21 protein-coding genes are annotated in these 21,456 nt (G+C 46.8%); 4 read left to right on the forward strand and 17 right to left on the reverse strand.

Features of this window, described 5'->3' with window-relative positions:
- The first annotated feature begins 93 nt into the window (after positions 1 to 93).
- The gene (locus FZD51_RS21265) at positions 94 to 330 is read left to right on the forward strand and encodes an IDEAL domain-containing protein (protein ID WP_148976582.1); all 237 of its coding nucleotides are present in this window, start codon (positions 94 to 96) and stop codon (positions 328 to 330) included.
- A 56-nt stretch (positions 331 to 386) separates the two neighbouring features.
- Here the strand turns inward: FZD51_RS21265 and FZD51_RS21270 are convergent, their stop codons facing one another.
- The 4 genes from FZD51_RS21270 to FZD51_RS21285 form a co-directional block, all read right to left on the reverse strand.
- Positions 387 to 1,316 (reverse strand): hypothetical protein, encoded by a 930-nt coding sequence (locus FZD51_RS21270; RefSeq protein ID WP_148976583.1) that lies wholly within the window; start codon positions 1,314 to 1,316, stop codon positions 387 to 389.
- A gap of 113 nt (positions 1,317 to 1,429) precedes the next feature.
- The gene (locus FZD51_RS21275; RefSeq protein WP_148976584.1) at positions 1,430 to 2,713 is read right to left on the reverse strand and encodes a M48 family metallopeptidase; all 1,284 of its coding nucleotides are present in this window, start codon (positions 2,711 to 2,713) and stop codon (positions 1,430 to 1,432) included.
- A 215-nt stretch (positions 2,714 to 2,928) separates the two neighbouring features.
- Complete coding sequence (locus FZD51_RS21280) at positions 2,929 to 3,234, reverse strand: AzlD domain-containing protein (RefSeq protein ID WP_009793986.1); 306 nt, start codon at positions 3,232 to 3,234, stop codon at positions 2,929 to 2,931.
- Positions 3,227 to 3,955: an AzlC family ABC transporter permease gene (locus tag FZD51_RS21285; protein ID WP_148976585.1), complete on the reverse strand. Its 729-nt coding sequence runs from the start codon at positions 3,953 to 3,955 to the stop codon at positions 3,227 to 3,229. Before FZD51_RS21285 ends, FZD51_RS21280 begins: the two co-directional genes overlap by 8 nt.
- Before the next feature lie 121 nt (positions 3,956 to 4,076).
- Here FZD51_RS21285 and FZD51_RS21290 point away from each other — a divergent pair, with 121 nt between their 5' ends.
- On the forward strand, positions 4,077 to 4,628 hold the full coding sequence (locus FZD51_RS21290; RefSeq protein ID WP_148976586.1) for a helix-turn-helix domain-containing protein: 552 nt from the start codon (positions 4,077 to 4,079) through the stop codon (positions 4,626 to 4,628).
- A gap of 43 nt (positions 4,629 to 4,671) precedes the next feature.
- Here the strand turns inward: FZD51_RS21290 and FZD51_RS21295 are convergent, their stop codons facing one another.
- The 7 genes from FZD51_RS21295 to FZD51_RS21325 form a co-directional block, all read right to left on the reverse strand.
- On the reverse strand, positions 4,672 to 5,466 hold the full coding sequence (locus tag FZD51_RS21295) for an ABC transporter ATP-binding protein (RefSeq protein WP_148976587.1): 795 nt from the start codon (positions 5,464 to 5,466) through the stop codon (positions 4,672 to 4,674).
- The gene (locus FZD51_RS21300; protein ID WP_101550945.1) at positions 5,441 to 6,469 is read right to left on the reverse strand and encodes an ABC transporter permease; all 1,029 of its coding nucleotides are present in this window, start codon (positions 6,467 to 6,469) and stop codon (positions 5,441 to 5,443) included. The genes FZD51_RS21295 and FZD51_RS21300 overlap by 26 nt, the downstream gene beginning before the upstream one ends.
- Before the next feature lie 36 nt (positions 6,470 to 6,505).
- On the reverse strand, positions 6,506 to 7,498 hold the full coding sequence (locus FZD51_RS21305) for an ABC transporter substrate-binding protein (RefSeq protein ID WP_148976588.1): 993 nt from the start codon (positions 7,496 to 7,498) through the stop codon (positions 6,506 to 6,508).
- A gap of 190 nt (positions 7,499 to 7,688) precedes the next feature.
- Positions 7,689 to 8,465 carry an enoyl-CoA hydratase-related protein gene (locus FZD51_RS21310; protein WP_148976589.1) on the reverse strand — a complete coding sequence of 259 codons (777 nt, stop codon included), beginning with the start codon at positions 8,463 to 8,465 and terminating at the stop codon, positions 7,689 to 7,691.
- 247 nt (positions 8,466 to 8,712) lie between these two features.
- A complete protein-coding gene (locus tag FZD51_RS21315) occupies positions 8,713 to 10,269 on the reverse strand; it encodes a fatty acid--CoA ligase family protein (RefSeq protein WP_148976590.1) in 1,557 nt (518 codons plus the stop codon).
- 175 nt (positions 10,270 to 10,444) lie between these two features.
- Positions 10,445 to 11,437: a lipoate--protein ligase gene (locus FZD51_RS21320; protein ID WP_148976591.1), complete on the reverse strand. Its 993-nt coding sequence runs from the start codon at positions 11,435 to 11,437 to the stop codon at positions 10,445 to 10,447.
- A 17-nt stretch (positions 11,438 to 11,454) separates the two neighbouring features.
- Positions 11,455 to 12,189 (reverse strand): MBL fold metallo-hydrolase, encoded by a 735-nt coding sequence (locus FZD51_RS21325; RefSeq protein WP_148976592.1) that lies wholly within the window; start codon positions 12,187 to 12,189, stop codon positions 11,455 to 11,457.
- A gap of 162 nt (positions 12,190 to 12,351) precedes the next feature.
- On the opposite strand from FZD51_RS21325, the gene yhfH reads away from it, so the two are divergent.
- Positions 12,352 to 12,480 (forward strand): protein YhfH, encoded by a 129-nt coding sequence (gene yhfH / locus FZD51_RS21330; protein WP_009793941.1) that lies wholly within the window; start codon positions 12,352 to 12,354, stop codon positions 12,478 to 12,480.
- A gap of 280 nt (positions 12,481 to 12,760) precedes the next feature.
- Here yhfH and FZD51_RS21335 read toward each other — a convergent pair whose 3' ends face one another.
- From FZD51_RS21335 to FZD51_RS21360, 5 genes are all read right to left on the reverse strand, one after another.
- Complete coding sequence (locus tag FZD51_RS21335) at positions 12,761 to 14,920, reverse strand: YhgE/Pip domain-containing protein (protein WP_148976593.1); 2,160 nt, start codon at positions 14,918 to 14,920, stop codon at positions 12,761 to 12,763.
- 77 nt (positions 14,921 to 14,997) lie between these two features.
- Positions 14,998 to 15,570 carry a TetR/AcrR family transcriptional regulator gene (locus FZD51_RS21340; protein ID WP_009793943.1) on the reverse strand — a complete coding sequence of 191 codons (573 nt, stop codon included), beginning with the start codon at positions 15,568 to 15,570 and terminating at the stop codon, positions 14,998 to 15,000.
- A gap of 189 nt (positions 15,571 to 15,759) precedes the next feature.
- A complete protein-coding gene (hemH, locus tag FZD51_RS21345; RefSeq protein ID WP_148976594.1) occupies positions 15,760 to 16,692 on the reverse strand; it encodes a ferrochelatase in 933 nt (310 codons plus the stop codon).
- A gap of 84 nt (positions 16,693 to 16,776) precedes the next feature.
- Positions 16,777 to 17,823: a uroporphyrinogen decarboxylase gene (gene hemE, locus FZD51_RS21350; protein ID WP_148976595.1), complete on the reverse strand. Its 1,047-nt coding sequence runs from the start codon at positions 17,821 to 17,823 to the stop codon at positions 16,777 to 16,779.
- A 742-nt stretch (positions 17,824 to 18,565) separates the two neighbouring features.
- Positions 18,566 to 19,831, reverse strand: coding sequence for a DUF5068 domain-containing protein (locus tag FZD51_RS21360; protein WP_262381043.1), 1,266 nt, complete (start codon positions 19,829 to 19,831; stop codon positions 18,566 to 18,568).
- Positions 19,832 to 20,144: 313 nt separating this feature from the next.
- On the opposite strand from FZD51_RS21360, the gene FZD51_RS21365 reads away from it, so the two are divergent.
- On the forward strand, positions 20,145 to 20,657 hold the full coding sequence (locus FZD51_RS21365; RefSeq protein WP_148976596.1) for an antibiotic biosynthesis monooxygenase family protein: 513 nt from the start codon (positions 20,145 to 20,147) through the stop codon (positions 20,655 to 20,657).
- 153 nt (positions 20,658 to 20,810) lie between these two features.
- On the opposite strand, the gene FZD51_RS21370 is transcribed toward FZD51_RS21365, so the two are convergent.
- The gene (locus tag FZD51_RS21370) at positions 20,811 to 21,455 is read right to left on the reverse strand and encodes a response regulator transcription factor (protein WP_009793950.1); all 645 of its coding nucleotides are present in this window, start codon (positions 21,453 to 21,455) and stop codon (positions 20,811 to 20,813) included.
- Position 21,456 lies beyond the last annotated feature (1 nt).

The following is a 21,456-nucleotide window of genomic DNA, read 5'->3' on the forward strand; positions in this document are numbered from 1 at the left end:
AGCGCGGAATTAATTTTCTAAAAATTTAAATAATTTAGTTGAATTTTCCCCTGTTCCTCCATATAATATTAAAAAGCAGCAGGGGTGATTTTCATGAAAGAGAAGTCATATGCAGAGTCGATGAAAAAGAACACGATGAACCGCAAACAGCTCAAGGACACGTACGTCTTACACCTCTACATTGAAATGCTCTTGTCGGAAGTCCAGCTGATATCCGAAAAAGAAAAATTGGCCCAAAAAATCGATCAAGCCCTCGATGACCGCAACAAGGCCCTATTCACCCAGCTATCAAAAGAGTACAAAGAATTGAACGAACGATTTGGACACTAGAACACTGTAAACCCTCCGGCCCGGCCGGAGGGTCTTCTTAATTATCCACGGACCGTTCAGTGGCCCAAATACTCTACTCTTTTCTCTTTTAAGCTCTCAATCTCCCGTTCTGCAGCATCTTTCTCCGTTCTGAGTTCGTTTTCGAGGTCCTCAAGCACATTCAGGCATTCCTTCACTTTATCAGCAGAGGCATTGATTTTCTCCTGGACCATCCAATCGGAAAAGATATTATCAAAGAAAAGATCGGCAATGCCCAAAAAGCTTCCTACCTCAAGCTCGGCGGAAATGGAGCGGCCAAGGTCATCGAGCTCCTTCTGCAGCTTTTTCAGGTTGTGCTGTGCATCATGCAAGGACTCTTTTGCCTTGTCCATATATGACCTTTTCGCCATGGTCGAGAGGAAGTCGCCTCCCGCAAGGTCGAGAAAACCCCAATTCTTTGCGCTCGAAAGCTCGCCATCAGCTTTGCGCAAGGCTTCCCTTGCCTCCACTAAGGCACTCTCAGCTTCCCGTATTTCCTGAATCATCGCTCTCCTTTCCTCCAGCTGGTCTGATAAATGAAAAAGCATATCGCTGACAGCCCCGCCTTCCTGCAGGATCAGACGCTCTTTTTCCATCAGCAGCTCTTTGTACTCTGCCCCAGCCGTTTCCAGCCCTGCAGCTCTTTCTTTGTACGTACTGATGTCAGCTTCAAGATCATTCAGCTTTTTCAGGGACTCATCATACAGAATCCTTGCTTTATACGCTTCCTCTTTTTCTTTTTGCAGCCTTTCTTCCTTCTTGCCGCTGAGCATCAGAAAAAATCCTGACAATGATGGGCCTTCGAGCTTATCTGCTTCCTTCAGTTCTTTCTCCCAAGTTTTCTTCAGTCTATCTGACGAAGCCTTTTCCTGATCTTTTTCAGTCTTCAGCGCATCAAGGCGCCTGTTATATTTCACGTATTGCTGTTCCCGCTGTCTTGCTTCAGCAATTCTTTGATCCAGATTCATCACCAGGTCCCCTTTTTTTGGTTTGTATAATAATCATACGGATTCGGCTGTGAAAAAGATTCAACAAACAAAGAGGCCCCGGCTCGGCCGGGTGCCCCTCTGCTTAACAGCTGTTATTCGCTGCCGGATCCAGTTCTTTTTTTCATTTCATACTCTTCCAGCATGGAAATACGCTCCAGCATGGTCGGATGCCCGTACCGGAAAATTTTCACAAGCAGCGGCGGCTTTACCTGGCTCAAGCCTGCCTTCGTCAATTCCTGGAATGTCCCTATTGCGGCTTCCGGATCATCGGTCATTTCAATGGCATACCGGTCAGCTCTCATTTCCTGATATCTTGAGACAAGGTTGGTAACCGGACTGGCAGCAAACAGCAGTACCGAAAGGAGCGCAAGGAACAGAGGGAGTGAGCGGATGTCGGAAACCTCCTGCAGCTTAAAGGCTCTCCCCCATCTTGCAATCACCAGATTCATCAGCTTCGATATGAGATACAGGCCGATCAAGGAAAGCACTAAATATCCTGCAATCCCTATGTATATATGCTTCTCTACATAGTGGGCCATTTCATGAGCCATGATGAACAGGATCTGGTCATCACTCAGCCGGTTGAGTGTTGTATCCCACAAAACGATCCGTGAGTTTGAACCGATGCCTGTTACATACGCATTAAGCGAGTTGGTTTTCTCTGCCATGTTCACTTCAAACACATGCTCGGCAGGAATATGTGCCTCACCCGCTAATTGAAGGATCTTTCCTTCCAGCTCTTTATTTTTAAGCGGATAGAAATCGTTGTAAAGCGGATCGATCACAACAGGCTGCAGGAACATCATGAACAGTGTGAACGGCACCGATAACAGCCATGCATACAGCCACCATCTTTTTGTGCTTTTTTTCATCAGCCAATACAGCACTGAAACCAGGATGAACATCGTTCCGTAATTGACCCAGAAGTCGATCAGTTCATCTTTCATCCAGGAGCTGAAGGTCTGTGTTGAGATATTATAGCTCTTGGACAGCGAATAGCTGATATAGCTTAAAGGGAAAGTGGCGGCGAACGCAAAGACTGAGAGCCATAGCAGATAGATGGCCGTCTGCAGAGCCTTCGCCCGCGCCGACTTCCCAGCCCACTTCTTCATGGCCGAAGACAGGCCGGTCACAAGGACAAGAACATAAATCACCCATTCAAGGGGGGTGGACAAAAAGAACAGCAGGTTCCTTATCCTGGAATACTCTTCGCTCAGCATGAGCTCCCGCCCGTTCAGAAAAGCTTCCGGGTCTGCCTGTGTTCCCTGATACTCAAAAGGCAGGCTTGTATTCGCAAAATAAAACAGATACCAGTAAAAAAACAGCCCGTAGACTACATATCCAATGACTGTGTAAAAGCCGATTTTCCGAGCCATTTCGATTCCCCCTTTCTTCTTGGCTGCTATTTCCGCAAAAAGCGGGCAGTCTGGACGGGCTTTCTTTGTACAACCTCTCCCTACAGTGTAGTACCGATTGTTTATTTTAGAACAGCAAAATGGAGGAGCCTCAATTATATATTCTCCCAAACCGCTTTCAATCCGCTGCCCTCAATAGAAAAACCAGGCTCAGCAGCTTGAGCCTGGCAGTCACGCTAGAAAAAATAGGAGTATACCGACAGTACAGCGATCGACCCGAGGACGACCACGATGACGTTTGCTCCAAGGTAAGCTGCCAGGAAAGCTGCAGCTGCCCCGAGCAGGCCGTACCAGATATCTTCCTGGATAAAGAGAATTCCAGGGAAAATAAGCGCTCCCAGTGTCGCATAAGGGACATTTCTCAAAACACCCTGCCAGAATGCAGGCAGCTCCTTCCCTCTGAACAGGACGAAGGGAAGCATCCTCGGAATATAGGTGACGGCCGCCATCCCGATGATCATCATAATGATTTGGCTATTCATGCCGCTTAACTCCCCTTCTCTTTTTCAAAGTTTCCACAGCTTCAGTAATCAGTGCTGACAAAAGTGTAGCTGTGACAATGGCCCACCCTGTCGACAGCAGATCTGCCATTGTGAATATCGTATTGAATCCTGCTGCAAGCACAGCAAGGAACACAACCTTTGCACTGCCCTTCATGGAAGGCACGAGCAGTCCCACAAACATGGCATATAATGCGACTGACATGCTTTCCTGAAGAGTCTGGGGAAGACTGGCGCCGATCAGATGGCCGATGCCGGAGCTGACCACCCAGCTTGAGTAGGATACAAAGATGAGGCCGAACATATAGCCTGAAGAAACTTTCTCTCTTTTCATGGAAGCAACTGAAAAGGTCTCATCTGTAATGCCAAAAGCAAATATGATTTTATTTGCCGTATGCTCGTCTTCACACTTTTCATTAAGAGATGCTGACATCAGGAAATGCCTGATGTTAACAATAAAGGTAGTAAGGACGATTTCAAATATCCCTGTACCCAGCGTCAAGAGGCTCAGGGAGATATACTGGGCCGCACCCGCAAAGACGAGCAGGCTCATCAGCACTGTTTCTCCTACTGAAAGCCCTGTGGTCTTTGCCAAGAGCCCGAATGTTATGGCAATCGGAAAATATCCGATCGCGATGCTTATCCCTGCCTGTATCCCTTTGCGGAATTCCCCTGCTGGCCTTTCTGCTGCTAATTCTGCCATTATCCTCACCTGCCGTTATGTATCTAAGGAAATATTATTGGAAAATACTGTGTTTCTTTTATACTTTTGAGTTATATTATACATATGTGCGTTATATTACACAATTCCTTTGGAGGAAAAAATGGAGAATATTCATAAAAATATCGGGGAAAATTTACGGAATATACGAAGGAGCAGAGGGCTCAGCCTGGACATGGCCGCAGAGGCAACCGGTGTAAGCAAGGCAATGCTTGGACAGATAGAAAGGGGAGAATCCAACCCCACCGTCACAACCTTATGGAAAATTGCCAGCGGCCTCCAGATTTCTTTTTCTTCTCTGATGGCAGAAAAATCATCAGAAGTTTCTTTTGCCAGCATCAGTCAGATTAACCCGATCATTGAGAATGAAGGCAAGTATAAAGTGTTCCCGCTGTTCCCCTTTGATCCGCGAAAGAAATTTGAGATTTTTATTGTGGAAATCTCCCCTGGCTGGAAGCAGGCCTCAGATCAGCATAACGAAGGGGTAGAAGAATATATCACAGTCATAAGCGGGGAAATTGAGGTAATCATCGGCGGCCGGCCATACAGGATCCAGGAAGGCTCTGCCCTCCGGTTTGCCGCTGACCAGACCCACAGCTACAGGAATACGGGGGAAGCACCAGCAAAATGCCAGGTAGTCATGTATTACGAATAACAAAATAAAAAGTGCCGCATGGCATGCCATCGGCACCTTTTATTCAGGCAAGGACAGCACGGTCGCTGTTCAATTTCTCACCGCGGATGCGCTGGAATTCCCCGAGCAATTTTTCAACTGTCAGTTCCTGCTTAGCCTTTTCTCCTGCTTCAAAAATGATCTGCCCACTGTCCATCATGATCAGCTTGTTTCCAAGATCGATCGCCTGCTGCATATTATGGGTGACCATCAGGGCTGTCAGGCCGAAAGACTCAACGATCTTTCTGGTCAGTTCAGTGATAAGGGCAGCCCGGGCCGGATCAAGCGCTGCTGTGTGCTCATCAAGCAGCAGGATTTTCGGCTCTGTGAAGGTGGCCATCAATAATGACAGTGCCTGCCTTTCACCTCCCGACAAAAGGCCTGCCTTTGCTTCAAGGCGGTCCTCAAGCCCGAGTTGGAGCATTTCAAGCTGCTCCTTAAAAAAGGCCTTCCGTTTCTTCGTCATTCCCAGCCGCAGGCCGCGTCCCCCTGCCCGCGAAAAGGCAATCGCCAGATTCTCCTCAATGGTTAAATTAGGAGACGTACCTGCCATCGGATCCTGGAATACCCTGCCGATCAGGCGCGACCTTTTGTGCTCTTTCATTTGCGTAACATCTTTGCCGTCAATCAGCACTTCCCCTTCATCAGGATAGAGGCGGCCTGATATGATGTTCATCAAGGTGGACTTGCCTGCCCCATTGCTGCCGATGACAGTGACAAAATCCCCTGGCTGCATGGTTAGGTTAAGATGCTGAAGAGCCTTTTTCTCATCTGGGGTAGCTTCATTGAATACTTTATAAATCTGTTTTAGCTGCAGCAACCTGCCCACCGCCTTCTTCTGCCATTTTTTTCAGCTCTTCCTCGCCAAATCGCCTCTTTTTCCTCCGCCTGCTGTCCCGCTGCCGTTCAATCATCCTTGGGATGATGAGCGCACAGACAACGATCGCAGCCGTAATGAGCTTCATATCTCCTGTTTCAAGAAAATCGGCCCTCAGCGCAAGGGTCACGATGATTCTATAAAGGATGGCTCCCCCAATAACGGCTAAAGTCGCCCTGAAAATCGTTTTTGCCCCAAAGACCGCCTCGCCGATGATGACGGAGGCAAGGCCGATAATGATCATGCCGATCCCCATGCCGACATCGCTGAAGCCATTGTACTGGGCAATAAGGGCGCCCGAAAAAGCAACAAGTCCGTTGGACAATCCCAGACCAAGGATTTTTAAAGTATCAGTATCAGCCGAAAAGCTCCGCACCATTGTCTCATTATCGCCCACTGCCCTGATGGCAAGCCCGATATCCGTTTTCAGGAAAGCATCGAGCAGCAGCTTAATGACCATTGATACAGCAAGCATTACCAGCAGGATCCCCCATGTTTTGGGAACCATCCCCTCGAGCCCCATGCCCGTCAACAGTGATGCCATCCCGCTGTCGAACGGCAGTGACTCCCAAAAACCGGACAGCTTTGTGATGAGAGTCTCCTCTGAGAGGAGGGGGACATTCGATTTTCCCATTATCCTCAGGTTGATGGAGTAAAGGGCAATCATCATTAATATGCCGGACAAAAGGGGATTTATTTTTCCTTTTGTGTGGAGCAGGCCAGTCAGGCACCCTGCAGCAAAGCCGCATATCATTGCCATTATGGTAGCAAGGAACGGATTTGCGCCTGCCGCAATCATCGAAGCAGCAACAGCCGCACCTGTAACAAAACTCCCATCCACTGTCAGGTCCGGGAAATCAAGCACCCGGAATGACAGGTACACACCAAGGGCCATCAACGCATAAATCGCACCCGCCTCCACTGATCCAAATATCGCTGTGAACATATAATCTTCCTTTCTCCGGGAGGGAATTCTACCATTCTATTCGATAAATTCAGCCAAGCTGCCCCATTCCTCTTTAAGCCCGATATTCATTTCCTCTGCAGCCTTCTTATTGATCAGAAGCTTTAGGTTTTGAGGATATTGTACAGGAAGCTCTGATGGCTTCTTCTCTCCTTCAAGGATCTTGGCCGCCATTTCCCCTGCCTCATAACCAATATCTTCATAGTCAAACCCGTAAGCCGCAAACCCTCCGCGCTCGACTGAGTCCAGTTCCCCGACAAACAGCGGGATCTCATTGTCGTTGGCTGTCTGGATGACCGACTCCAGGGCGGAAACAACTGTATTATCCGTAATGATATAAATCATGTCTGCTTTGCCTACAAGGGATTCAGCTGCCTGCTTCACCTCTGAGGAAGCTGATACTGTGGCCTCTTCCAGCTTTAAGTCTGTTCCTTCCATCGCCTTTTTCACAAGATCGATCTGGGCATTGGAATTCTGCTCCCCCGAATTGTAGATGACTCCTACCGTTTTTCCTTCCATCTGCTCAGCCATGAATTTCACCGTATTCGGGATGGCATCCGGATGCGTATCCGTTGTCCCTGTAATATTTTCTCCAGGCTCTTCCATCGAGGCCACGAGCTCAGCTCCAACGGGATCTGTTACAGAGGTGAAAACGATTGGGATATCCTTTGTCGCATTCAGTGCCCCGTAAGCGCTCGGCGTCGAATTGGCAAAGATAAGATCTACACCGTCGCCGGCAAAGTTGTTGGCAATTGCCTGGTTGTTGTTCTGGTCGCCCTGGGCGATCTGGACATCATAGTCAACCTCGAGCCCTTTATCTTCAAGGGCCTTCTTGAACCCCTCAAGCGCTGCATCAAGAGAAGGATGCTCCACAATCTGCGTTACGCCGATTTGATATGTTTTCTTTCCCTCTGCTGCTGTTTTTCCTCCAGCTTCATCTGAACCGCACCCTGACAGCAATCCTGCTGCCAGCAGTCCTGCCGCAGCCAATCCAAACTTTTTCTTTTTCATGAATAATCCCCCATTCTTGTCCCATCAATTGCTATTCCGCTTTCGCACTTTTATGCTTTTATGCTTTTATTCACTAAATTATATAAGGGAATTATACTATATTCAAGCAGTTTTTTGATATTTTAGAAAGTTTATAATATGAAAATCAAAAAACACCCTGTGAACGGCTTTCCATTCACAGGGTGTTTTGTTATCTTCCTTTGAATTCAGGCTTCCTTTTTTCGGAGAACGCCTGAAGGGCTTCCAGCCTGTCTTCTGTCGGAATAGTCACCTCATAGGCTTTTCTCTCAATCTGCAAACCTGTCTGCAGATCCGCATTCATCCCTTGTTTAACAGCAAATTTAGCCTGCTGAAGGGCGACAGGTCCGTTTGCCAGCATTTCTTCTGCGAGTTTCAGACATTCTTCAAGAAGCTGTTCCTGAGGGACTGCTTTTGTCAATAATCCATAATGCAAAGCGTCTTCAGTTGTAAGCCTCCTGGCAGTGAGGATCAGCTCAAGTGCCTTAGCCTGTCCGATCAGCCTCGGAAGACGCTGCGTCCCGCCTGCTCCGGGAATGATGGCAAGGCTTGTTTCAGTCAATCCCATCTTCGTTCCCTGGGCAGCCAGCCTGAAATCACAGGACAGGGCCAGCTCCATCCCCCCGCCAAAAGCAAATCCATTGATGGCTGCAATCGTAGGCTGAGGAAGATGATCAATCAATGAGAATACCTCGCCGATTTTATATACATTCCTTTTGACTTCCGTCTGAGAAAGTGTCTTTCTTTCCTTCAGATCAGCCCCGACACTGAATGCTTTATCGCCTGCTCCTATAAAAATGACAATCCGGACATCCGGATTGATCCTGATATCCTCCACTGTCCGCTGCAGCTCTTCAAGAGTCTCATAATTAAAAGCATTCAGTGCTTCTGGCCTGTTCAGGGTAATAACGGCCGTGTGATTCTCCACCTTAAAATCAATGCTGCTCATATTTCGTTTTCAACTCCTTTTTTATGTCTATCTGCATAATTCGCTTTCCGGATATGAAAACCCTTTCTTTTCACTCATGGTATGAAGCATTTCTATCATATCCACGGCGGAAGATGACAGGATGAAGCAGGCAGCTTCCTGTCAAAAAACCAGGCTGGAAGCGAAATCCGGCCTGGTTTTGAGAACGAAATGTACATGATATTCCACATATCCGCAGAATGGCCCTGGACAAACTGCCATCATAGCTTTATTTGGTCTGAAGCACCTGTTTCTTCAATGCTCTTCTCAATATCTTTCCTGTCGTATTCTTAGGCAGCTCGTCCAGGAATTCAATCGAGGAAGGCAGCTTGTATTTAGCAAGATGCTGTTTACAGTAGGCAATCAGCTCTTCTCCGGTGAGAGAAGGATCAGACAGCACAACATAGCTTCTCACCGCTTCTCCCTGATTCGGATCCGGCACGCCGATTACAGCCGCCTCAACCACGCCCGGATGGCTGTACAGCACTTCCTCCACTTCCCTTGGATAGACATTGTAGCCGCCGACAATGATGATTTCCTTTTTCCTGTCAACAATATAGAAATAGCCTTCTTCATCCATCCTCGCAAGATCTCCTGTAAAAAGCCAGCCGTCCCTGATTGTGGCAGCTGTTTCTTCAGGCATCTTATAATAGCCTTTCATAACATTCGGGCCCCTTACAGCAAGTTCGCCGACTTCACCAGGCGGCACCTCATCACCCAGTTCATTGACAACTCTGTTTTCAACATTAAGGATGCTTGTCCCGATTGAGCCAGGCTTGCGCGGCCGGTCAAGCGGATTGAAGCATGTTACCGGCGAAGCCTCGGACAGCCCGTATCCTTCGGAAATAAGGACATTGAATTTTCTTTCAAAGTTTTCAAGCAGTGCTACCGGCAGTGATGCTCCGCCGGAAATGCAGAGGCGGAGGGACTTTAAATCTTCTGCCTTGCCATCGCTGTATTGCAGCAGGAAATTGTACATGGTCGGCACACCGGCAAAAACAGTTGCCTCATACTCTTTTACCAGCCTGAATACTTCTTTCGGGCTGAATTTAGGATCGATCAGGATGGTCGCTCCATTCATCAGAGGTGCGTTAAGCACAACAGTCAGGCAGAAGACATGGAACATCGGAAGCGACGTAATGACCCTGTCCGATTCATTCATCTTCAAGTAATCGCTTACATCCTTTGCATTGCTGTAAAGGTTTTTATGCGTGAGCATTGCGCCTTTCGGCTTCCCTGTGGTGCCTGATGTATAGAGTATGATAGCTGTCTCCTCTTCCTCGAGCTCCGGTCCCTGGAAGCCGGCATCGCCTGAAGCCAGCACTGATGTAAACGATTTCAGTTTAGGATAGACACTCAGGGCCGAGACATCAGCACCTGCCTGTTTGCCTTGAGGGGTTTCACAAATGATATAGTTTTCAACCGACGGAAGGGCCCTGTGCATTTTCTCTGCCATCGGAACCAGCAAGTCCAGGCTGATGATAGCTTTTACATCACCGTTTTTGACAATATAGCCAATTTCATCCGGCGTATAGATCGGATTGATCGGAATCACGGTCGCCCCCAGGCGCATCGCCCCATACAAGCTGATAATGAAGAATGGAGAATTGCCGAGCAGCAGTGCGACATGATCTCCCTTTTGGATTCCCAGCTTTTCCAAGCCAGAAGCAAACTTTGTAACTGCCTCATCAAGCTCAGCATAAGTGCTCTCCTTGTCCATAAAATAATAGGCTGGCTTTTCACCCAGCTTCTGAGCAGTTTCATGCAGCTGTAAAGATAAGTTCATAATTTTCCCTCCTCCTAAATGAATGAATAATCATTCATTAAATAATAAAAAATTTTCTAAATATATTATATTGAAAGAAATTTATGTATTCAAGTGCACAGTGCCAAAATTTTGTATATATTTGGCCCGCTGTATTGCGTACCCATAAAAAAACCCCGCCGGGGCGGGGCAAAACTCAATAGACAAGATCAATAAAATCCTCTTTTGTGACATTTCCAAAATAATGTTTGATGTTGATATCTGCAAGAGCGTCTTCGATTGCCGCTTTCTCATAGCGCAGACCTGCCAGCTTATCTTCAATTACTGCTACATCTCCGACCCCGAAAAAGTCGCCGAATATTTTGCAATTCTCGATAACCCCTTTATTCACATCCAGACGGACATCGATTTGGCCGACCGGGAAGCGGTGTGAATGCTGGAGATTGAATTTCGGTGATTTCCCATAATTCCAGTCCCAATTCCGGTAGCGCTCTTTTGATAGCTGATGTATCTTTTCCCAATCCTCTTCTGTCAGTACATACTCCGGAATTTCGTCAAGATCCCCAAAGATGTTCTTCAGGAGTGTGCTTCTGAACTGCTCAGTCGAAACCTTTTCTTCCAGGAATTCAGAAATATTCGCAACACGGCTGCGGATGGACTTGATGCCCTTTGACTCAATTTTATCCTTCCTCACCTTAAGGGCCGATACAACACTGTCGATCTCAGAATCAAACAGCAATGTCCCGTGGCTGAACATCCTGCCCCTTGTTGCGAACTGGGCATTACCGGAAATTTTCCTTCCTTCTGCAGTAAGATCGTTCCGTCCGCTCAGCTCAGCTGCCACTCCCATTTTTTTCAAAGCCTCAACAACAGGCTCTGTGAACTTCCTGAAGTTATGGAAGCTGTCCCCATCGTCCTTTGTAATGAATGAAAAATTAAGATTGCCCAAATCGTGGTAGACGGCTCCCCCTCCGGATAAGCGGCGGACCACATGAATGCCGTTTTTCTCAACATATTCTGTATTGATCTCCTCGATGGTGTTCTGGTTTTTGCCGATGATGATGGAAGGCTCATTTATGTAAAAAAGCAGATAGCTTTCCTGGTCAATGTCCAGGTTCTTCAATGCATACTCTTCAATGGCAAGATTTATGCGGGGGTCTGTAATCCCTTTGTTGTCGATAAATAGCATGATGATTCTCCTTTGTTTTAGATAGTGTAGGCATCATTGAATGCTGCCAGGCGGACTGGGCCGCTGTATTCTCTTGCTGACTCCTCAGCCAGCTGTGAAAGCTCCCCATAATGCGGAAGATGGGTCAGGACAAGCTGTTCCGCGCCCGCTTTTTCAGCGAGCTTCCCGGCATCATAGCTGTTCATATGCCCTGCATTCTTTCCATTCTGATTTCCGTAGAAATTGCACTCGCTGACAAGCAGGGAGGCTCCGGATGCAAAAGCAGCCAGCTCTTCTTTATAGGATGTATCAGCTGTATATACCATTGCTTTGCCTTCTGCTTCAAACCGCATCGCATAGCAAGGGGCTGGATGATCCGTTTTTAAAAATGTGATCGTAAAGGGCCCAAGGGCTAATTCCTCGTCCGGCTTATACTCTTTTCCTTCTGTAATATCTTTATAGCTGAGCTTCGAGAACTCCTGAGGGTTTTCCCTGTGGGCATAGATCGGCAGGGTATCCATCTTTTTCCCAAGAAAGCCCTGGATCAGGCGGGCATGCTGCAAAACTCCAATATCAGCGATGTGGTCAGGATGGTAATGGGAGATGATGACCGCATCAAGCTCCTCCGGCTGGATGAGCTGCTGCATTTTCGATAATACTCCGCTGCCGCAGTCCACAAGCAGGCGGAAGCCATTATGTTCAAGAAGATAGCCGGCACTGGCCTCATTGGCCTTCGGATATCCTCCCCAAGGTCCTATGACAGTTAGTTTCATGGAAAGTCCTCCTTTTTTCCGAATCCCTATTATCACTATAATCGATTATGCCTATTTTTTCATTTTTTTAAAATTGTATTGATACAGACATTGACTAATAAATACTGTTATAATACAATATAAATACAGAAACACAAACACATAACCCGGGAGGCTGACAGAATGCTAGAAAATATCGTGGAATTTTTCAGGAATTTGCCAGCAAAACAATGTTCGGAGTGCGGCAGCTCCATTGATGAGCAGCACGAATGCTATGGGACCAAATGTGATAAGTGTCTTGACTTGAACTGACTGGAATTCTATAAAATTATAAGAAAAGCGCAAGCGCCTTGCTCACCCTTAAGGAACGCAGACTAAGAACGCCACGTCCTGTGGCAACGTCTGCATAACCCCCATCCTGGGGGCCTCAAGACGATCATCCCGGAAAGGCGTTCTTTGCCTTTTTGGGATGATTGGCTTGTGACCTCGAGGGGGTAGGCGCTGGAGCTAGACAGTAATCGAAGTTAAAAAAATATACTTTCTTATTTTACCAAAAAGACCCGGCCGCCGGCCGGGTCTTTCTCTGTCTCTATTATTCTGCGATTGCTGCGTACTTTCTTTTGTGAATGATAGTGAAATAAGTGATCGTGCCAGCAATGAATACGAGCATAAAGCCAAGGAGGATGGCTGCATTATGCCACATGAAGGCAAAGTCTCCGCTCGATGCCACAGCCTTCAGGCCTGCCACTGAATAGGTCATCGGCAGCAGGGCATTGAAATGCTGCAGGAATCCCGGAATCAGTTCAAGCGGGAAGGTGCCTGCACTTGTTGTCAGCTGCAGGATGAGTATAAGAATAGCAACAAATCTTCCCGGATCTCCAAGTGCTGTAACAAAGAATTGGATCAGCGCCATGAAGGTCAGGCTTGTAATAATATTGAACAGAAGGAATAATGGGATGCTCTGAACTTCCAGCCCCAGTCCTGAAAGCAGGATCCATGAAGCGATAAGCGCCTGGATGATGCCTGCTGCTGCAAGGACGCCAAATTTGGCTGCAAACCAGCTCAGGCCGTTTCCAGGGACCGATGCCGGCTCCCTGAGCGGGAACACGATGGATAGAAGCAGCGCTCCGACAAACAAGCCCAATGAAAGGAAGTATGGCGTAAAGCCGGTTCCGTAGTTAGGCACTTCATTGATTTTTTCATTTTTCACCTGGACAGGTTCGGCAATCATATTGTAGGTTTTGTCATCCGCACTTACAGATGAAGCTTCCTCAGCTCCGTCCTTCAGTTTGCCTGCAAGCTCTGCTGAGCCTTCGGACAATGCTGAATTCCCTTCTGCCACTTTGCCGGCACCTTCAGACAGCTTTCCTGCACCTTCTTTCAGGGCGCCAGAGCCATCAGCCAGCTTGCCGAGACCGCCGGAAAGCTCTGTGCTCCCTGCTGCCAGCTGTGCTGACCCGGCTTTTGCTGAAGCAAATTGCTGTCCGTATTCATTCATGCCTGCGATAAACTGCTGCTGGCCATCCTGAATCTTGGCTGTACCTTGTGCGAGTGAAGAGCTTCCTGCGGCAAGAGAATCAATTCCCTGCTGCAATTGCTTTTGCCCTTCTGAAAGGCTGCCAATTTTTTCTGACAGCTGCTGTGCTCCGCCGGATATTTGGCCGGCAGATTCGGCAAGCTGTGATGTACCGGCTGCCAGCTGGCCTAAGGCTGCTTCCAGCTCTTTTCTTTCAGGGGAGTCCTCCGGCATCTGCTGCAGGACTGCTTCCAGCTTTTGCTGAAGCTGGGACATTCCGCCGCTGACCTTGGCAGCTTCTGTCTGCCATTGATCAAGTGAGCCTGAAAGTGAGGCAGCACCGCCCTGAAGCTGTTCTCCTCCTTTAACAAGGGCAGGAACTTTTCCCTGGACCTGCTGGATTCCTTCATTCAGCTTTGCAGCTCCAGCAGCGGCTTCCTGATTACCCGCCTGAAGCTCACTGGCCGCAGATTCCAATTTCTGATGGCCGGCTTGAAGCTTTCCAAGACCGGAGTCCAGGTCCTTCGCTCCTGCAGCCAGCTCTGCAGATCCTTTGTTCACCTGGCTGACGCCATTATCAAATTCAACAGACTTCCCGGCCAGTTCTCCGAGCTTATCCTTCAGTTCCTGTGAACCTGACTTAAGCTCCAGGGCTCCTTCGTCAAGCTTACCGGCCCCATCGCTCGCCTGTACCAAACCGTCTGTCATGTCGCCGATTTTATCAAACATCGTCTCAGCATAGGTTTCGGTAATTTTCTCGGAAAGAGAAGCTTTGATTTTTTCAATTGCTGTACCGCCAATCTGTGAAGAAAGGAAGTTATAGCTTTCGTTTGGAACATAAATCAAATTCAGCTTTTTCGGATCTTCATCCAAAAGAGTTGTCGCATTCTCTGAAAAGTCCTCAGGAACCTCCACAAGAATATAATACTTCTCCTTCTCCAGATCTTTATAGCCTTCCTCTTTAGTAACAAACTTAAAATTAAAATCGGCACTATCTTTTAAATTGGATATCAGTTCGTCCCCGAGCTGCAGCTCTTTTCCTTCGAATTCTGCCCCTTTGTCTTCATTGACTACTGCGACAGGCAGATCGGCAAGATGATCATAAGGATCCCAGAATGCCCAAAGGAACATTCCGCTGTAAAGCACAGGAATGAACAGGACAGCAATAATCGGGATCAGCAGTTTTCTGTTTTTAAAGATAGCTGAAAACTCATTCCTGAATAGTCTATTTTTCATTTATATTTCCTCCTGCACGATTGACTGTTTTGTTCAAATGGTCAATTTTATTCATAAAACAAGGATTATCCCTTAAGTCAGTTAGATAATCCTTTAAACAGGTATTGCTCAAACAGCTTTGCAATTTCCTCTTTTTCAAGAGGTTTATGCTGCTTTTCCCAATCAAAGATCAGGGCGATATAGAGCTTGAACATGATGAAGGCAGTCAGCTCAGGATCGCAGTCTGCTATCTCGCCTTTTTTCACAGCTTCGGCAACTTTTTCTTTAATATAAGAAAGAATTGATTTTTCCAGCCTCTCCATTACCTCCATCACTGCAGGAGTGCCCATTTCCTTTTCTTCCTGGAAAAGCTTGATGGTCAGCTGGTGCTTCAGCCTGAACTCAAGGATCCCATATAAGGCGCGATGGACATTTTCGTGGAAAGATAAAGAAGAATCCAGAGATTCGTCAGCTGCAATTTTCATTTCCTTGATGAGCGTTGTGATGATTTCATCGAATAATTCCTCTTTATTCTTAAAAAACGTGTAGATCGTCCCTTTGCCGACATTCGCAATTTTGGCCACCTGATCCATTGTGGTTGCTTTATAGCCAAACAGAGAAAATGATTTATTGGCAGCTTCAATAATTAATTGCTTGCGGTCTACAGCCATCTATACACCTCGATTCACAAAAATGACTGAATGAACATTTTGGTCAATTTGAACAAAAATAATAATAGCATATGTCAGCAGCTCTTGCAATGCTTCCCGGTTAATAATTTATTTACTTTGCCTGACTGAGGGACATAATCAGAACCAAAGAAAGAGCCCTGCCACAAAAGGCAGGTCTCCTTCTCTCTGCTATTCTGAAAGCTTCCTCAGTACAGCCGATGCCATTGCATCAATGAATTCAGGCTGTGAGTTAGGCATTTCCGGACGATAATAGCTTGCACCGATTTCCTCTGTTACGACTTTGCATTCATAGTCATTGTCATATAAAACCTCAAGGTGGTCTGCCACAAATCCTACTGGTGTATAGACGAATGCTTTATAGCCTTTTTCATTATACAAGTCGCGCGTCAGGTCCTGGACATCCGGCCCAAGCCATGGCTCAGGAGTATTCCCGGCACTCTGCCAGCCAACCTCATAATTTTCTACCCCCGCCTGTTCAGCGATCAGATCGGCAGTCTCCTGCAGCTGGTTAGGGTAAGGATCTCCAGACTGGAGAATTTTCTCTGGCAGGCTGTGGGCCGATACGATCAGCACTGCATTGTCTTTTTCATCTGCAGGCATGGATGCGAAGGCTTCCTTCACTTTTTCTGCCCAATAGCCGATGAATTTCGGTTCTCTATACCAGCTTTCTACAGAAGTGATGGCCAGGCCGCCAAGCCTTTCTGCTTCTTCTTTTGCACGGCCATTATATGACTTCACGCTGAAGGTTGAAAAATGGGGAGCCAGCACGATGCTTGCAGCTTCCGTGATTCCATCTTCTTTCATGCTCTTCACTGCATCTTCGACAAAAGGTTCAATATGCTTCAAGCCCAGATACATCTTGAATTCAATTTCATCCTGGATGCTGTTAAGATGCTGCTCAAGCTTTTCACCCTGCTCCTGTGTAATCCTGGCAAGCGGGGAAATCCCTCCGATTGCTTCATAGCGGCTCCGCAGATCTTCAAGCATCTCATCCGAGGGCTTTCTTCCATGGCGGATATGAGTATAATAGCGCTCAATATCTTCTTCTTTATATGGCGTTCCGTAGGCCATGACAAGCAGGCCCATTTTCTTTTTCGGCATTATATTTACACCTCATTTTAATTATGTCTCTAGTCACTTATTGTGCCAAAAACCCGGCTGAATACAAAATCTAATGCTCAGGAATTACTCAGCAAGCTTGAAAGCCGAGTAATCGTGGATAAAGCCAGTCAGTTTTTTCAAAGTATCCGGGTTGACAGACGGGAAGACGCCGTGGCCAAGATTGAAAATATAGCCTGGCTGCTGCATCCCCTGGTCAAGGATGTCCCTGGCTCTCTCTTCAATTACTTCCCATGGAGCAAGCAAAATGGCAGGATCAAGATTGCCCATGACTGTTTTCCTGATGCCCATCTCCCTTGCCTCGCTGATTGGAAGCCTCCAATCCAGTCCGACTACGTCCAGGGGAAGATCATGCCACTCCATGGCGAGGTGGCTTGCGCCCACGCCAAACATGATCAAAGGCACATTTTCTTCTTTAAGGGCTGTGAAGATCCGTTCCATAACCGGCTTGATGAAGCAGCGGTAATCGGCCACATTCAGTGCGCCTACCCATGAATCGAAAAGCTGGATAGCCTTTGCGCCAGCCTTGATCTGTGCTTTTACATAAACGATGATGGTGTCAGCAAGCTTGTCCATCAGCGCGAACCATGCTTGCGGCTCGGAATACATGAAAGCTTTTGTTTTATTGTAATTCTTTGACGGCCCGCCTTCGATCATATAGCTGGCGATTGTGAATGGCGCGCCGGAGAAGCCGATCAAAGGAACTGTCAGCTGTTCTTCCGTTAAGAGCTTGATTGTGTCAAGGACATAGGGAATATCCTGTTCAGGATGAAGTTCCCCCAGTTTCTCAACATCTGAAAGCGAGCGGACCGGATTGGAAATCACCGGACCGATGCCTGTTTTAATATCTACGTCCACTCCGATGGCCGGAAGAGGCGTCATGATGTCTTTATAGAGAATCGCAGCATCCACTCCGTAGTTTTCAACCGGCAGTCTTGTAACATAGGCACATAGTTCAGGCTGATGCGTTATTTCGAATAAGGAGTATTTCTCTTTGATGGCTCGGTATTCGGGCTGGGATCTGCCAGCCTGCCGCATATACCATACAGGGACGCGGTCTGTTTTTTCCCCGCGCGCCGCTTTTAAAAATGTTTCATCTATCTGTTTTGCCATAAAATTGTATCCACCTTTCAGTACTCTTCTGTTTGTTTATTGTAATATATCTTTTTGGAAATTAGAAATTTCGGTATGTATGAAGGCATATTGCCCCTTCCACTATAGCGGTTTCAGGATAGGTTGTATAGATTGCCTGGGGAAATGTCGAAAATTTGCCTTAAAAAGCTGCAGCGGGTTCATATTTTCCTAACGAATACGAAAAAAGAATGGAACGCTGCTTTTGTTTCATTGACCCAGCGGTAGTGGCATAAATACACTTGGTTACAAAGTAATAACCTTAGTGTCATTCTATGAAGTAATTTGGTTATCTATATGGGGGCTGTTGATTTGCGTTCCAGGCACTTCGCTTTCCGCGGGGCGGAGTTGAGTCTCCTCGGAGCAAGCTCCTGTGGGGTCTCAACTCTTCCGCTATCTCCCGCTGGAGTCTTCGTGCCTTGCACTCCAATCAACAGGTTTTCAAATTCGAATGGCAGTACAACCCTGAAAACTTTAACATTCAATTACCATTTTAGAACTCCATCGAAGCAGGTCAATTAATACCTTATAGTTTTATATTTCGTAAAAAACGTTAACGTAAAGTTGGCTTTTCATGACATTGCTTTATTCAATTCTATTATTAGGGTTATTTCCTTTAATTCATTGATTTTGCAAAGGAAAAAACAAACCAAAAAAGGCACGGAACCCTAACATTCCGTACCCCCTTTGGTCTGAAAAATACTGCCTTCATGTAAGCGGGCTTTTATCTCGGCAGTGTAAATTCAGCTGTTCTTCCTTTGAATGCTTTTGTGCCGTCTTCGTTATAGAAGGGGCCGAATTCCAGGTTGAACTTTTTAAATATCTCGAATTCGTCTTTCCTGAATAAGAAGACATGAAGCTTTTCGCCCTGTGCCCCTGCTTCAATTGTCTGGGGGTCGCGCGGTTCGACCATGCCCTGTGCCAGAACCCTTGCACGGTCATCGTCCACAGAAAGGATGGAGCCGATATTCCAGATGCTGAGAGGCTCTGAAGATTGATTGTCAATCTTGAATTTAACTGTCAGGGCCACAATGCCGCTATCGCCAAAATTCTCAAAGCGGGGCTTATTGGCCTCTGTCGGGGTAATTTCTGTATATTGCACCCCTTCAAGTGTTACATTCACATCGCCGATCTTCTGGGTTTCGCCAATTCCCTCTTTTTCAAAGATCATCTTTTTATCTGCCATATTATCGGTCGTCAGCCGATCCTGATAGAAGGAAGGCCCGCTTGCCAGTGCACTCTTCTGGTCATTGCTGTAGACAAAGTCAAAGACGGCATTCCCCTGGATGGAACCCTTGAACTGGTCGTTGTCTGCAGCTCCGCCTTCAATGATGTACTTCGGCTTTACAGTCGAAAGCTTTTCGAATTCGGCATTTGTCAGGGTAAATGAAATCAGCCCCGTTACCTTTTCCCCGGCTGCGAATTTCCCTGTTTCTGATTCTTTTTTCGACTTAACCTTGTCTTCATCAAGGATAAAGGTCGGGTCTGATGGGTACCAGTCCAGCTCATGTGATGTCTGGATCCGGTGCATATTATTGTAATACATTGCTTTGTCAGTGCCATTATCCACTGTAACCTTAGCCGTGATCACATACCCGTCAATCTCATCATTGAACGGGATCGTGACATCTTCGTGCATATCTGTCACTTTAACGATCTGATATTCATCCACAGAGACTTTGAAGCCTTTCATATCGTGGACAAAGCCAGGATCACTGTTCGTATAGATGACTTCAGCATCGCCCTCTGATTCATCGGCAATATTCGGGTTAAGCAGTTCTCCTTCTGCACTTGTTCCTTCAGCCGTTTCTTCAGCTTCTTCCACATTTTCCGACTCATCAGTTTCTCCCTCTGCGTCAGCATGCTCTGTTTCTTCAGCTTCAACCTTCTTTTCCGGCTCTTTATCGTTTGAAGCTTTTTCGTCATTCCCGCATGCCGATAGCAAAAGCATCAGCGACATAAGTGCTGTCCATAAAACATTTTTCTTCACGATTTTACACAACCTTTTATTGGATTATTTTCCCTTCGCCATTATAAATCACGAAATGATAGATTTCCCTGTTTAATAGATAAAAAGGAAAAAATAAGGAAATACTACCATCAATAAGCATGCAGAGGCAGGAGGATGCACACAGATACAGCAGCCTCCGAATAGGAAAATACCACCAATAGTTCCCGGATAAACCAAAATTTTGAAATAAACTTCTATCCGGCAGCTAAGAGCTCTGATTGGGAATCGGCATGCGGAAAAGCTATAATGAGGGAGAGCGCTATCATACAAAGAGAATCATGAGGTGATATGGATGAAGATTTATATGACTAACGGCACTTTTGATTTTTTAAAAACAGTTCAAGATAAGAACAGCGCAGAGAAAATGGTGCTGATGCAGGATGCGGACAATAGCCTGCTCCTCCACGAAACCGGGGGAAAAACTTTATTTAACGAACCAAGGAGCTATGAAGTGCTGGATTCAACAGGTTCACTCGAAAGCCGCGGTTTTATTGTCATGAATAATATCCCCGTAACAGAAGAAGGCAGGCCCTTATTCGAATACCGGTTCAAAAACAGGGCTGGAGCGGTCGAAAACGAGCCTGGCTTCATAAGCATCCGGGTACTTCGTCCGCTTTCCAGCGATACGTATGTCATTCTCACCCAATGGGAGAGCGAAAAGGATTTCAAAAATTGGCAGGATTCCAAAGCCTATGAAAAAGCCCACGAAAAACGGGGAACAGATCAAGGCATTGATGTCCAGCGTCCAAATATCTTTGCACGCCCATCCTTTGTAACAACTTATTATATTCCTGAAGCAGATTGATCTTTAATATCATAAGTGGCCGGAAGATGCGGAGGCCCGCATTTTCCGGCCTTTTCTTCGGGTGGCGGCTGTTTACAGGAAGGATGCAGGAAGAAAAAAAGAACCTGAAGAAATTAACGCCAGATTCTTTCATTCGCCCTATGCAAAATCCCTTCAGGCTTTAGGTCCTTGTTTGATGAGGCCGTTTTGATGGGCATACACAGCTGCCTGGGTGCGGTCGGAAACGGACAGCTTGCTGAGTATGTTGCTGACATGTGTTTTCACCGTTTTTATCCCTATAAAGAGCTGATTGCTGATTTCCTGGTTGGTCATCCCTTCGCCGATGCACAGAAGGACCTCCAGCTCCCTTTCTGTCAGTTCCTCGTGGGGCTTTTTCTCCCTGCCGCGAAGGCGGCCCATCATTTTGGTGGCGACCTTCGGCTCGATCACCGGCTCCCCCCTTGCAGCCTTCAGGATGCAGTCAAGCACTTCATCCGCCGTTGCTGTTTTAAGCATATAGCTGAATGCACCGGCCTCTATTGCAGGAAAGACCTGCTCATCATCATAAAAACTTGTAATAATGATAATCTTGCACTGGGGATAGCTTTTCAATATTTCTTTTGTTGCTTCAATGCCGCTTCCGTTTTCCATTAAAAGATCCATAAGGACGACATCGGGCCTTTCCTTCAGCACGAGGGCAGCTCCCTCATGCCCGCTGGAAGCTTCCCCCACTATTTCTATTTCCGGTTCAGTCAAAAGATACGAGATGATTCCCTTCCTTACCATTTCATGGTCATCCACAACTGCGATCCTGATCACT

The organism is Bacillus infantis (assembly GCF_008180445.1).
GTDB classification, from domain to species: Bacteria; Bacillota; Bacilli; order Bacillales; family Cytobacillaceae; genus Bacillus_AB; species Bacillus_AB infantis_B.